We start from the raw sequence: 14,168 nt of genomic DNA, 5'->3' as shown, positions 1-14,168 counted from the left end.
ACAACCCAAAGCGGCCAACTCACACGTTGGCAGCAGACGGCAGCTTTGTAGTAATAAGCTGTCCTTCGCAATTCCATCTGCATGCATAAAATGGCGCTCATACAATGGAATCCTCCGAAGCATTGCTTTTGCGTGTAACGTTCCACCACGTATTGAAGGTGAATCGCAACGTCATCCACCACGCATAAATTGCAAACGTTGATTTGCATCCATCTTCGTCGAGTAATCCATGGGCCAGCTCATTACGCAAATTGGGTCCAAACGCATCGCAAAACAATGACTTGAGTTCAAAAGCGATGTTCCTTCCGAATACCTTCTCGGCTTCCGGTAATCCCATCAGGGTACTCATCCCGTTTTCATTCTCGATGCCATCTCTGTCGAGAGTCGTGGTCTTGGCACCTGCCTGCTTGAGGTATACGCGAACCAAGTGCTCAATCTGGGGAATCAGAAGATGTAGTGCGGTCACGAAGTCGAGCTCGTACCCGGCAAATAGTGCCTTACCGAAAAGACCAGCACGATCCTTCGGAAGGATGGGCGACTGGCGGGCTAGATTAACGAAGTCTGCTTCACATAGCCGGTGCTCAAGAAGAAGCACTTCCAGTGCAGGATAGATTTGACATTGAACCACGATGTTGATCGAGAAGGCGTAGTCATGAACCATCTCGGCGCAAATCGCAATCTCGTCATTTTCTTCAGCTGCACCGTCTAAGCTCATTGCTGGACGCTTAGCAATGACACGACCATCACGGCTCATTTTGGTTGTGGGAAATAGAGTACTCAATGGATGCTGATCCATTCTCATTAACGTGCTCCTGCGCAAATCTTCAGCATTTACCCCAGGATATAGGTTTACAAATGCTAAAAGTGCCTCTTCTACTGATTTGCCAGTGACCAACTTTCTTGCGTTCTCTATTTCCTTCGTTACATCGACACTATCGGTGCGGACGGTTACCATCTCCCCAAGCGATTTCTCCCCAGAATCATTCAAATGACTACGCAGTTCATTTATCCGTTCATTCACTTGGTGCAAAGCACGGTAAGCGTTGGGGATCAAGCGATAAGTCTGGATGGCTTTTTCGTAGAAGGACGCTGCCACGATGTGGCTTGGGCTATCTGACACAGATCGAGCATCTGCTTCTTTTGCCCAGCCTTCGGCGACCGCTACATTCATTTCAACTGCCTTGGTTTCATCTGCGGTGGCTTTATACCAATCGACAGCGGCTGAGAAATATTCTCTGGCCACGCGCAGGTCACCTTCATCGTCAAATTCACGGGCAAAAGCTTCTAACTTCTCTGCCACATTGGTTAGGTGCTTACACCCCAGTTTGTTCGATCTCAAAAGCTTAGCTAAGCAGAGTCCGAGGAAACCGTCGCCTCGTGTCACCGAGCTGAATGCAGCGACGATCAACGCCTCCATTTGCTCCAACCGGTCAGTAGCCTCAGTCCTGAGGTTCTTCGCCAAATTGATAGCTCTCGGCCAGCAATCGCGACCACCATGTCTCCAAGTGTCCTTGTCAAGCGGAAGGCTTTTATAGGCGTCGATGGCTATCAGCGCGAATGTAGTATTACGAGGTTTACCCTTTAACCAAACTAGATCGGCAAGCCGCGCCTTCAGCCAACTGTCATTTACTGCATCGACGATCTCTGAGAAGAACGTGATATCGGTTTGAGATAGGTCGTCCGGGATTGCCGAACGGTGATCTGAGAATACGGCATAGGGTTTGAAAGGCTGGTTTTGACTCGACGGCGAAAGCATCATCGAGCATGCATCAGCGAGCAACCAGAGCACCTTTCCGTGCTCATTACGCCCCTGTTCGATCGCGCTAAGTGCGGCTGCCGAAAAAGCCTGCCACATCGATGGGTAACCTTCGTGAGGCACTTGCTGTAGCGCATGCTCCCACCCGGATTCAAGAAAGTCCTTCCGTGAAACAGCCAAATTCTCTGGGTAGCGTTCTTTACTCATCCCCCCTCCCGAAGAGCAGTTCCTGCACTTAGTGCGTCTTTTTCTTGACGCTTGACCTTGAACCTAGCGACCAGTTTGGCGATCACTGCACTTCAAGTTTCGTCAGTAATTCCGATAAGGTTAGGATAGGTGAATGTCTGCTTAGGTGAAAAAAGCGACAGTTCGTAATTTCTTCTTCCAAGGACCGCTCCTGGCTGTTTGCAGTCATCCGTCTAGGCCGGGGTCAGTTCACGAAACGGAAATAATCGCACGCTAGTACGTCGGGGCTTCTCGAAAACGAAGTTTTTTGAGATTGAGTCGTGAGAAAACAGCCTGTCTAGCCGCGATAAGGGCTGTGTGGTTCTCGAAAGTCGTTATCGAAGCATCTGGACTGAAAGCATGAGTTTTGAGAGCGGCAACAGGGTTACAAGCCTGTGCAACTTCTGGATGCGCAGAACCTTACCGTGCGATTATTTCCGTTTCGTGAGCAGACCCCTTCTTGACCTGAACTGCCTTTGGCATCAAGAAAATCAACCGTTCGCTGTCGGACTGTTAGCGAAAACTCTAGTGGCAGATAGTTTCTCTGCCTGAGAGTTGGTAAAGTGGCGCCTTTACGACTTGTTCCTACGTTGACCAACTGCCTTTCAGGCAATTGGTGCGGAAACCGCCGATGAATGAGTATTGGGTTTCTGTTGGGTTGGGAGCCGAGAAATTCAATGTGCCTAAAGCCCTGATTCAACCAACGGAATCCGAGTTGGCTATGCAGATCGAACTCCGAAGCAGTCGTGCTAATAGTCTTCTTGCAGGTCGCGGTCTCGTTTGTGTTCCGGCTGAATTGGGGGTGGCGTGATGCCACCCGCAGCGATCCCGAATCCGACCGGACTCTATCGCCTAGTGCATGTAGACAACCTGGCCACGTTGCTGACTAGGGGAGTGTTGCACGCTCCGCATTCAACGCCAAACGATGGTCTGACTTACCGCTCAATCCACAACGTAAGTGTGCAAGCTAGTCGTAACGTTAGGCCAATTCCCTGCGGACCGGGCGGGACTATCCATGATTACCTACCGTTTTACTTCGGCCCGTTGTCAGTGATGTTGCTAAATCTCAAGACCGGGCGAGTAGCAGGCTACACAGAAGGCCAGGAGCCGCTGGTCTATTTGCTAACCACAGCTCAGGTTGTCGAGCAGGCGGGATGCCGGTTCGTATTCTCTGACGGGCACGGGTTGGCGGGATTCACCCATTGGTACGACGATCTGGCCCAACTAGATCAAGTGGATTGGAATATCGTTGGGGAGCGTTATTGGTCGGATAAACCGGATGACAACGACCGGCAGCGACGCAAGCAGGCTGAATTCCTTGCCTGGCAGTCGCTGGACTGGTCGCTAATTCGTGGCATTGTGGTATTGAACGCTGCAATGCAGCAACGAGTCGAAAACATACTGAGCCAGTTCCCTCTGCGGACGCGGCCCCAAGTCGCCGTCAAGCCGGGCTGGTATTACTAGAGGAGAGCGTTTGATGATCGAACTCACCCGGGGGAACCTGCTGGAAGCATCAGTCGAAGCGCTCGTGAATACGGTCAACTGTGTCGGCTATATGGGCAAGGGCATCGCACTGCAATTCAAACAAGCCTTCCCAGCCAACTTCAGACATTACGAGGCGGCTTGCCACGCTGGTGACATGGTGCCGGGCAAGATGATGATTCACGATAACGGTGGCTTGGTGAATCCACGCTACATTATCAACTTTCCGACCAAGCGACATTGGAAGGGTAAGTCGCGCATCGAGGATATCGAATCCGGGCTGAATGCATTGGTGGCCGATGTGCAACGGCTGGGTATCCGCTCCATCGCAGTGCCGCCGCTGGGTTGCGGTTTGGGGGGGTTGGAATGGAGAATGGTGCGGCCGATGATTGAGCGGGCATTCGCGAGTCTGCCGGATGTGCAAGTGTTGCTGTACGAGCCTGTGGGGGCACCGGAAGCCAAGGCGATGCCAGTGCGAACGGAGCGCCCGCACATGACACCGGCGCGAGCCTTGTTCATCAAGTTGATGGACGCCTATTCGGCCTTGGACTACAGCCGTACCCTGTTGGAAGTGCAGAAACTCGCCTATTTCCTACAGGAAGCCGGCGAGCCTTTGCGACTGAAATATGAAGCTGGGCATTACGGCCCCTACGCGCCCAACCTCAACAAGGTAATGGAGGTAATGGAAGGACATTTCATTCGCGGCTACGGGGATAGCCAGAAACCTGAGGCAGAGATCGAGCTGTTGCCGGGGGCTGTTGATGAGGCTTCAGAGTTCCTCGCTGATAAGCGGGATTCCTTGGCCCGTCTCGAACATGTTGCCGACCTGATCGAGGGGTTCGAAACTCCCTACGGCATGGAACTGTTGGCCACAGTGCATTGGGTTGCACATTACGGTGGTCGTTGCGGTGAAGCCCCTGCCACCGATGTAGATACAGCCACCAACGTGGTGCACGCTTGGAACCCGCGAAAACAGAATATCTTCAAACTTGATCATATCTGCGCGGCCTGGAATCAGTTGGCGCAGAGGGGCTGGATGCATTGATAGCGCCGCTGACTGCTTAGCCGTAACGCGCCTGGAAGCCAAATGGGAAACTGCGATAGAGCTTGCAAGCTTGCGGGGTTCTACGCCCCGACAAATCGATACTAATTAAGGAAACGCATGAGTATGCCAGTGGCTGGGGGTTACACCGAAATTAAGTTCGCCAATTTTGAGGCGCTTCGTGGCACGGGATCTTTGGTGGGTGCAGCCTATATGCTATTGCTGTCTATGGCCGATAAGGAAACCGGTATTGTAGGCGAAAGTAAGCGTATTACCCGGAAGATGCTGAGCGAGTTGATAGGAAGCGGGGAAAATGAGGACCGGGTCACGGATGGTGAGTTGCGTGTGGCACTGAAAGAATTGGAGCGCCGAAAATTGGTCGAACGTATCGTCAGGCCAGATCGGCTTTGTTTTCGCATGTTGGACGTATGAACCGCCCGTTCGTGGGATTATCACTGGCTTAGATTGGCCGGGCCGTACGATGCATGCCCAAAAAACAAGCAAGTTAGCCGCAGAAAGCCCCGCCTAGGTCGCGGGGCTTTTGTTTGGCAGCTTGTCCACAAATTTTGTGGATTTTTCCTAGGGGGGGTCGTCTCAGAATTCGGAAAATAAAGCACGTTAAGCATGTCGCCGAAAAACCATGTTTGATAGAATGGAATGATGCGCGTCTTCTTGGCCTTGTTTCTTTGCCTCATCGTTGCCTTCCAAGGCAGCGTGAGCGCGCATGCCTTCCAAATGCCTTGCCCCATGGATCACGCTGGTGGCCAAACGGCTTCCGTCGATGAATCTGCTCAGGTTGCCGGGGATTGCTGCAATGATGCCGAGACTGCGGCCAAGACCGGCAAGCTCTGCAAGACGGATATCCCATGCAGCTCAGCAAGCGCATGCGTTCTGCCGTCGTTTCACGTACACACGCCATCTGCACAGGCATCTGCTCCTGAGCCTGCACTGAGCGGATTTATCGCCTCGTTTGATCCCTCCGGCGTCTGGCGACCGCCATCCCTTAGCTAATTCCGTGTAACCGCGATACGGCTGTCGGCCACCCTGTGGCTGACAGTTCCTTGTCCCGTGCTCGATCAATCGCGCGGGTTCATCACGCATGGAGTTAGCCAATGCATTCACTTCCCTCTCAGGGAGGCAGTACGCCTCCCGTTCGTAGCGCTCGCCGGTACTGGCCTCGCAGAATCAGACTTATTGCTGCTGCCGTGCTGTCACTCGGCATCGCCAGCCTAGCGGCGGCACAACCGTCCTCATCCCCCCTGACTTTGGACGCGGCCCTGGATGCTGCGCAGGCACGATCCGCGACACTGCAAGCCCAAGATGCAGCGACCCGCGCGGCACGGGAAATGGCCGTTTCCGCCGGTCGTCTGCCGGACCCTGTGCTGCGCCTGTCGGTGGACAACCTGCCCATCGAGGGGCCGATGCGCTACAGCCTGACCGACGACTTCATGACGATGCGTTCGGTCAGTCTGATGCAGACCTTCACCGGCTCCGAAAAACGCCAGGCACGCGCCGCGCGTTATGAGCGCGAAGCAGAAGCTGCGACCGCCATGCGATCCATGCAGAAGGCCAGGCTGCTCGCTCAAACAGCCGGCGCCTGGTTCGACCGCTACTACCAGGAACAAATGCAGGGTCTGTTGCAGCGCCAACGTGAGGAAGCCGGCCGGGTGAGCGAAGCGGTTGAATCCGCCTACCGTGGCGGGCGCAGCAGCCAGGCGGATGTATTGGCTGCGCATGCTGCCGTGGCCCGAATCGATGACCGATTGCACGAGGTACGTGCGGGGCTCGCCGCTGCCCGGGCGCAGTTGCAACGCTGGATCGGCGATAGCGCCGAACAAGCACTCGGCGTCCCCCCGAGAATCGACCAGACTCGCCTCGCCGAACACCAGTTGGGCCACGAGATCGATCAGCACCCCGACATCGCCGTGATGAATGCGCGCGAGCGGATGGCGCTGGCCGATGCCGAGGTGGCACGACAGGACAAGAGCGCCGACTGGAGCTGGTCGCTGATGTACAGCAAGCGGGGCAGCCGATTCGGCGACATGGTGTCGCTGGGCGTTTCCATTCCTCTGCAATGGGATCAGGCCCGCAAACAGGACCGCGAGCTGTCAGCCAGGTTGCAGAAGGCTGAACAGATCAGGCTGGAGCGCGAAGAGATGCGGCGCGAGCACCTCTTCGAGGTGCAACGCCTGCTCGCCAACTGGCGCAGCAACCTCACGCGCCTCGCAGATTACGACAAGACCCTGATTCCGCTGGCGACGGAGCGAGTCCAGGCCATGGAGGCTGCCTTCCGCGGCGACAAGGCGCCTCTGGCTGCCGTTATCGAAGCCCAGCGCATGGTGACCGACACCCGCCTGGAGCGGCTGCGCATCGAAAAGCAGACGGCCGCCTGGTGGGCCGAACTGGAGTATCTGATCCCTCAAGAACAGGCCGGGCAAGCCCCTTTGCCTGATCCCTGGCCCAAGACCTTGCCCAGTCCGTCGAATCAACCCGCTCAGGAGCAGGAACCATGAACAAGAAAACCATAGTCATCGCCCTGCTGGCGGCCGGCGTGCTCGGCGCGGGCGGCTGGAGCCTCTACCAACTGGGTCTCAGCAACGGGATGGCGCATGCCCCGACGGCAGCGCCCACCGAAGCGACAGGCTCGCCTGCAGCTACCGCAGTAGACCCCTCTGCCTGGGGGATACCGGAGGGCGAAGCGGCCACACGGCGCCATGTCGAGAGCGGCCTCAAGGGCGGCGACGTCGATCCGCTCACCGGTCGAAAAATCCTCTACTACCACGACCCCATGGTGCCGGGCAAAAAATTCGAGTCGCCCGGTAAATCGCCCTTTATGGACATGATGCTGGTTCCCGCCTATGCCGGGGCGCAGGGTGCCGACAGCGGCACGGTTTCCGTCAGCTCGCGCATTCAGCAGAACCTCGGGGTGCGCACGGGTGAAGTCGTCTCTGGTCAACTGGCACCCGAGGTTGCAGCGGTGGGCACCGTAGCCTGGAATGAACGCGGTCAATACCTGGTGCAAGCGCGAGCCACAGGCTTTATTGAAAAACTGCACGTGCGTGCGGCGCTGGATCACGTCGGCAAAGGGCAGCCGCTGCTGGAACTCTATGTGCCAGATTGGGTGGCGGTGCAGGAAGACTATTTGACCGCCAGGCGCTTGCAGGGGCGTGGGTTGGAGACACTCGCTGAAGGAGCTCGCCAGCGCATGCGTCAGGCTGGCATGAGCGAGGCGCAGATTGCCTTGGTCGAACGCACAGGCCAGATACAGGCCCGCATGACTCTGGTCGCGCCGGCCAGCGGCGCAGTCACCGAACTGATGGCACGTGAAGGTGGCACGGCGATGATGGGCATGCCGCTTATGCGCATCAACGACCTGTCTACTGTGTGGGTGCAGGCTGAAGTGCCGGAGAGCCAGGCGTCGCAGCTGGCGGTGGGCGCGCAGGTGACAGCGCTTACCCCGGCTTTGCCGGGAGAGGTGTTCCGTGGCCAAGTGCAAGCCTTGTTGCCCGAGGTCAATCCGACGACACGCACGCGCAAAGCGCGCATGGCCTTGGTCAACCCCAAGGGCAAGCTGGTGCCCGGAATGTTCGTGCAAATGCAACTCAAGCCATCGGCGCAAGGCCAAGCGCGCGCCACGCTGTTGGTGCCATCCGAGGCATTGGTGCGCACCGGCAAGCGCACACTGGTGATGGTCGTCGAAGAAGGGGCGTTCCGTCCGGTCGAGGTGCAAGTGGGCCGCGAACAGAATGGCCAGGCCGAAATCCTGTCCGGCCTCAGCCAGGGCCAGAGGATCGTGTTGTCCGGACAGTTCCTGATCGACTCCGAAGCCAGCCTGAAAGGCGTGGAGGCGCGTTTGTCTTCGCCAAACGGTACGAATTCCGAGGCTGGGCCGATGGGCGCCAACGCCACGCCGCAGACCTACCGCACGACCGCCCGCGTGGAAGCCGTGACCGGTGACACGGTGACGCTGACGCATCCTGAAATCCCCGCCCTGAAGTGGCCGGGAATGACCATGGATTTCAAGCTGGCGCCGGAAGTCTCGAAGAAGCTTGCCGCGGGCAGCGAGATCGACATCGAATTCCACATGCGCGAGGGCGACGCGCCGCAGATCGTCCAGTGGCAAGCGCAGGACGGTAAGCAGACAGGAGGCAAGCAATGATCGCCCGCCTGATCCATTGGTCGATCAGCAACCGTTTTTCGGTGCTAATCGCCACCGTACTGCTGGCGGCCTGGGGCGTGGTTTCTCTCGTTAGTACGCCGCTGGACGCCTTGCCCGACCTGTCGGATACCCAGGTCATCATCCGTACCACCTGGCCGGGGCAGGCGCCGCAACTGGTCGAAAATCAGGTCACCTATCCGCTGACCACCACCATGCTGTCGGTGCCGGGGGCGCGGGTCGTGCGCGGCTACTCGTTCTTTGGAGACAGCTACGTCTATGTGTTGTTCAAGGATGGGACTGACCTCTACTGGGCGCGTTCGCGGGTGCTGGAATACCTCAACCAGGTGCAGTCGCGCCTACCCCCCGGCGCCACTTCGGCGCTGGGGCCGGACGCGACCGGCGTTGGCTGGATTTACCAGTACGCGCTGATCGACAAGTCAGGCAAGCAGGACCTGGCCCAGTTGCGCAGCCTGCAGGACTGGTTCCTGAAGTTCGAACTGAAGACCGTGCCCGGCGTCGCCGAGGTGGCCACCATCGGCGGCATGGTGCGCCAATACCAGGTGCAGCTCGACCCGGACAAACTGGCCGCCTATCGCATTCCCCATGGCAAGGTGATCGAGGCGATTCGCCGCGCCAACCAGGAAGCAGGCGGCTCGGTGCTGGAGATGGGTGAAGCCGAGTTCATGGTGCGCGCGTCCGGTTATCTGAAAACCCTGGATGACTTCCGTGCCATCCCGCTGATGACCACCGATGCGGGTGTCTCCGTGCTGTTGGGCGACGTGGCCCAAGTGCAGATCGGCCCGGAAATGCGGCGCGGCATCGGCGAGCTGGACGGCGAAGGTGAAGCGGTCGGCGGCGTGATCGTCATGCGCTCGGGCGAGAACGCGCTCTCCACCATCGAGGCTGTCAAGGAAAAACTGGCTGTTCTGAAGCGGAGCTTGCCGCAAGGCGTCGAGATCGTGCCGACCTACGACCGCTCAAGCCTCATCGGGCGGGCCATCGAGAACCTCAGCCACAAGCTGATCGAGGAGTTCATCGTGGTGGCCGTGGTGTGCGCGCTGTTCCTGTTTCACCTGCGCTCTGCCTTGGTCGCCATCGTCTCCCTGCCACTTGGCATTCTGGCAGCCTTCATTGTCATGCACTGGCAGGGTGTCAACGCCAACATCATGTCCCTGGGCGGCATCGCCATTGCTATCGGCGCCATGGTGGACGCTGCGGTGGTGATGATCGAGAACGCGCACAAACACCTGGAGGAATGGAACCACGAACATCCCGGGCAACGCCTGCACGGCGACGCCCGCTGGCGGGTGATCGGCGATGCCGCCGCCGAGGTCGGTCCGGCGCTGTTCTTCTCGCTGCTCATCATCACCCTGTCCTTCGTGCCAGTGTTCACGCTGGAAGCGCAGGAAGGGCGGCTGTTCTCGCCGCTGGCCTTCACCAAGACCTATGCCATGGCGGCCAGCGCCGGTCTGGCAGTGACGCTGATCCCGGTGCTGATGGGCTATCTCATCCGAGGGCGCATTCCGGACGAGCAGAAGAACCCCCTCAACCGCTGGCTGATCGCCCTCTACCGGCCCATGCTCGACATCGTGCTGCGTTTTCCGAAAGCCACCATCGCGGGCGCCGCGCTGTTTTTTGTGGTCAGCTTGTGGCCCCTGCAGCATCTGGGCAGCGAGTTCATGCCGCCGCTCGACGAAGGCGATCTGCTCTACATGCCGACCGCGTTTCCGGGCCTGTCGGCGGGCAAAGCCGCCGAATTGCTGCAACAGACCGACCGGCTGATCAAGGCCGTACCCGAGGTGGCCAGCGTGTACGGCAAGGCAGGCCGAGCCGTGACCGCGACCGATCCCGCGCCGCTGGTCATGTTTGAGACCACCATCCAGTTCAAGCCCAAGAGCGAATGGCGACCGGGCATGACCCCCGAAAGAATAGTCGAGGAACTGGACAAGACCGTGCGCGTGCCGGGCCTGACCAACATCTGGATTCCGCCCATCCGCAACCGCCTGGACATGCTGGCCACCGGCATCAAGAGCCCGGTCGGGGTCAAGGTGCTGGGCAGCGACCTGGCCGTCATCAACCGGCTCACGGGTGAGATCGAGCAAGCCGTCAAGCAAGTGCCCGGTGTGACCAGTGCGTTTGCCGAGCGCCTGACGGGCGGGCGCTATGTCAACGTTGACATCCAGCGGGAGCGGGCGGCCCGCTACGGCCTGAACATCGCCGACGTGCAGTCGGTGGTGTCCGGTGCCGTGGGCGGGATGAACATCGGCGAGACCATCGAGGGCTTGCAGCGCTACCCGATCAACGTGCGCTATCCGCGCGAGGTGCGGGATTCGCTGGACCGGCTGCGTGCCTTGCCCATCGTCACGCCGCGCGGGCAGCAGCTTGTCCTCTCCGACGTGGCCGACATTCGCATCGACGACGGCCCGCCGATGCTGCGCAGCGAGAACGCCCGCCTGGCGGGCTTCGTTTACGTCGATCTGCGCGGTCGCGACCTGGGCACGGCGGTTCGCGAGATGCAGCAAGCGGTGACTGAGCAGGTGAAATTGCCGCCTGGCTATTCGGTGTCGTGGTCCGGGCAGTTCGAGTTTCTCGAACGCGCCGCTGCCAAGCTCAAGCTGGTTGTGCCGTTCACGCTGCTCATCATCTTTGTGCTGCTCTATCTGACCTTCAAGCACTTCGGTGAAGCCCTGTTGTTGATGGCGACGCTGCCGTTTGCCCTGGTCGGCGGCATCTGGTTGTTGTATGGACTGGGCTACAACCTGTCGGTGGCGGGCGTCGTGGGCTTCATCGCGCTTGCCGGGGTGGCGGCCGAGTTCGGCGTGATCATGCTGCTGTACCTCAAGCAGGCGTGGATGGCACGCGTTGACCAGAACCAGACCAGCGAAGCCGATCTGCTGGACGCGATCCGCGAAGGGGCTGTGCTGCGCGTGCGACCCAAGGCGATGACCGTCGCGGTGATTCTGGCCGGCCTGCTGCCCATCATGTGGGGCGGGGGCACCGGCAGCGAGGTGATGCAACGTATCGCGGCACCCATGGTGGGCGGCATGATCACCGCGCCGCTGCTGTCGATGTTCGTGATTCCGGCAGCCTATTACCTGATGCGGCGGCCTCGTCGACAACCACACGCGCAAGCGCGCCCTATTCATTCAAACGGCGACCGCCCTTGATGAAACCCCCCGGTCTCTGGATTTGCCAGAGACCGGTTTCCCACCCTCTCAATTACTGGAGAAATCTGAATATGAAGAAATCACTGATCAACTCAATCGCGGCCATTCTTGTGCTTTCGGCGACTGCGGCGCTGGCGCAGCAAAAGATGATGGACGGAATGAAGGACGTGCCGATGGGCAAGCCAGCGGCAGGACAAACCGTACATATGGCCAAGGGCAAGGTCACCAAGGTCGATGCTGCTGCCAGCGTTGTCACACTGGCCCACGAACCAGTCAAGAGCCTGAACTGGCCCGCCATGACCATGGGTTTTAAGGTCAAAGACAAAATGATGCTGGACAAACTCACTGTCGGTAAGACCGTCGATTTCGAGTTTGCCCAGGCCGACAAGGGCTATGTCATCTCCAACGTGAAGTAGGCATCCTTCGATGAGCGAAGCAGACGGGCTGTTTGCTCGGCTGCTTGTTTGCCTCACTGATAGCACTCGCGCTACCGTTGGATCGGTGGGCACGGCATGACACCGAGCCGAACGAACAGATTACGTGATCATCCATGTGCGTGCTGGGGAATGAGTGTCAGCTTGAGCTATACCCTATCCTGGCGTCAGATCATCCGGCGCGGAAACGTCAGAATAGAGCTACCTCGCGAATTGTTTGACACATACCTTCAAAGGTCATAGATTTCTTCCTGACACATTTCCCTCAGGAGGATGCCTTGCACGGTCAGCGCATTGGTTACGTCCGCGTCAGCAGCTTCGACCAGAACCCAGAACGGCAGCTCGAACAGGTCCAGGTGGATAAAGTGTTCACCGACAAGGCGTCGGGCAAGGACACACGGCGGCCCGAACTGGAACGGCTGCTCGCCTTCGTGCGCGAAGGCGACACGGTCGTGGTGCACAGCATGGATCGTCTGGCGCGCAACCTCGACGACCTGCGCCGCCTGGTGCAGGGCCTCACCCAGCGCGGCGTGCGCATCGAGTTCCTGAAGGAGCATTTGACCTTCACCGGCGAGGACTCGCCGATGGCAAACCTGATGCTGTCGGTAATGGGCGCGTTCGCCGAGTTCGAACGCGCCTTGATCCGCGAGCGGCAGCGCGAGGGCATCGCGCTCGCCAAGCAGCGCGGGGCCTACCGTGGCAGGAAGAAATCCCTGTCGTCTGAGCGTATTGCCGAACTGCGCCAACGTGTCGAGGCTGGCGAGCAAAAGACCAAGCTGGCTCGTGAATTCGGAATCAGTCGCGAAACCCTGTATCAATACTTGAAAACGGATCAGTAAATATGCCGCGTCGTTCAATCCTGTCCGCCGCCGAGCGGGATAGCCTGCTGGCATTGCCGGACTCCAAGGACGACCTGATCCGACATTACACATTCAGCGATACCGACCTCTCTATCATCCGACAGCGGCGCGGGCCAGCCAATCGGCTGGGCTTTGCCGTGCAGCTTTGCTACCTACGCTTTCCGGGCGTCATCCTTGGCGTCGATGAACCGCCGTTCCCGCCCTTGCTGAAACTGGTCGCCGACCAGCTCAAGGTCAGCATCGAAAGCTGGGGCGAGTACGGACAGCGGGAGCAGACCCGGCGTGAGCACCTGGTCGAACTGCAAACGGTGTTCGGCTTCCAGCCGTTCACCATGAGCCATTACCGACAGGTAGTCCACACGCTGACCGAGCTGGCCATGCAAACCGACAAGGGCGTTGTGTTGGCCAACGCTTTGATTGAGCATCTGCGGCGGCAGTCGGTCATTCTGCCCGCCCTCAACGCCGTCGAGCGGGCGAGCGCCGAAGCGATCACTCGCGCCAACCGGCGCATCTACGACGCCTTGGCCAAACCGCTATCGGACGCGCATCGCCGCCGCCTCGACGATCTGCTCAAGCGCCGGGACAACGGCAAGACGACCTGGCTGGCCTGGCTGCGCCAGTCGCCGGTCAAGCCGAACTCGCGGCATATGCTGGAACACATCGAACGCCTCAAGGCGTGGCAGGCGCTCGATCTGCCTTCCGGCGTCGAGCGGTCGGTGCACCAGAACCGCTTGCTCAAGATCGCCCGCGAGGGCGGCCAGATGACGCCAGCCGACCTGGCCAAGTTCGAGCCGCAGCGGCGCTATGCCACCCTGGTGGCGCTCGCCATCGAAGGCATGGCTACCGTCACCGACGAAATCATCGACCTGCACGACCGCATCCTGGGCAAGCTGTTCAACGCCGCCAAGAACAAACATCAGCAGCAGTTCCAGGCATCCGGCAAGGCGATCAATGCCAAGGTGCGGCTGTTCGGCCGTATCGGCCAGGCGCTGATCGAGGCCAAGCAAGCCGGCCGCGATCCGTTCGCCGCCATCGAGACCGTC

The 14,168-nt window shown here is 59.1% G+C and carries 11 protein-coding genes; 10 read left to right on the top strand and 1 reads right to left on the bottom strand.

The features are described 5' to 3' along the window. Window positions 1-97: 97 nt before the first annotated feature. The gene (locus ACUHMQ_RS13370) at window positions 98-1,963 is read right to left on the bottom strand and encodes a DUF4209 domain-containing protein (RefSeq protein ID WP_445295958.1); all 1,866 of its coding nucleotides are present in this window, start codon (window positions 1,961-1,963) and stop codon (window positions 98-100) included. A gap of 828 nt (window positions 1,964-2,791) precedes the next feature. On the opposite strand from ACUHMQ_RS13370, the gene darT reads away from it, so the two are divergent. From darT to ACUHMQ_RS13320, 10 genes are all read left to right on the top strand, one after another. Continuing rightward, window positions 2,792-3,445, top strand: coding sequence for a type II toxin-antitoxin system toxin DNA ADP-ribosyl transferase DarT (gene darT, locus ACUHMQ_RS13365; RefSeq protein ID WP_445295957.1), 654 nt, complete (start codon window positions 2,792-2,794; stop codon window positions 3,443-3,445). A 13-nt stretch (window positions 3,446-3,458) separates the two neighbouring features. Next, a complete protein-coding gene (gene darG, locus ACUHMQ_RS13360; RefSeq protein WP_445295956.1) occupies window positions 3,459-4,508 on the top strand; it encodes a type II toxin-antitoxin system antitoxin DNA ADP-ribosyl glycohydrolase DarG in 1,050 nt (349 codons plus the stop codon). Between the two features lie 117 nt (window positions 4,509-4,625). Then, window positions 4,626-4,937, top strand: a complete 312-nt coding sequence (locus ACUHMQ_RS13355) for a hypothetical protein (RefSeq protein ID WP_445295955.1) — start codon at window positions 4,626-4,628, stop codon at window positions 4,935-4,937. A 225-nt stretch (window positions 4,938-5,162) separates the two neighbouring features. After that, a complete protein-coding gene (locus tag ACUHMQ_RS13350) occupies window positions 5,163-5,516 on the top strand; it encodes a hypothetical protein (RefSeq protein WP_445295954.1) in 354 nt (117 codons plus the stop codon). Between the two features lie 335 nt (window positions 5,517-5,851). Next, window positions 5,852-7,018, top strand: a complete 1,167-nt coding sequence (locus ACUHMQ_RS13345; RefSeq protein WP_510182277.1) for a TolC family protein — start codon at window positions 5,852-5,854, stop codon at window positions 7,016-7,018. Beyond that, entirely contained in the window at window positions 7,015-8,664 is a 1,650-nt protein-coding gene (locus tag ACUHMQ_RS13340; RefSeq protein WP_445295952.1) for an efflux RND transporter periplasmic adaptor subunit, read from the top strand. Before ACUHMQ_RS13345 ends, ACUHMQ_RS13340 begins: the two co-directional genes overlap by 4 nt. Continuing rightward, entirely contained in the window at window positions 8,661-11,831 is a 3,171-nt protein-coding gene (locus ACUHMQ_RS13335; RefSeq protein WP_445295951.1) for an efflux RND transporter permease subunit, read from the top strand. The genes ACUHMQ_RS13340 and ACUHMQ_RS13335 overlap by 4 nt, the downstream gene beginning before the upstream one ends. Before the next feature lie 71 nt (window positions 11,832-11,902). Continuing rightward, window positions 11,903-12,247 (top strand): copper-binding protein, encoded by a 345-nt coding sequence (locus ACUHMQ_RS13330; RefSeq protein WP_421562478.1) that lies wholly within the window; start codon window positions 11,903-11,905, stop codon window positions 12,245-12,247. Between the two features lie 296 nt (window positions 12,248-12,543). After that, complete coding sequence (locus ACUHMQ_RS13325; protein WP_445295950.1) at window positions 12,544-13,104, top strand: recombinase family protein; 561 nt, start codon at window positions 12,544-12,546, stop codon at window positions 13,102-13,104. Window positions 13,105-13,106: 2 nt separating this feature from the next. Then, on the top strand, window positions 13,107-14,168 hold a 1,062-nt coding region (locus ACUHMQ_RS13320), incomplete at its 3' end, for a DUF4158 domain-containing protein (protein WP_445295949.1).

This window comes from Chitinimonas violaceus (assembly GCF_052601015.1).
Note: the sequence above shows the minus strand (reverse complement) of the source record. Positions and strands in the feature narration are given on the sequence as shown.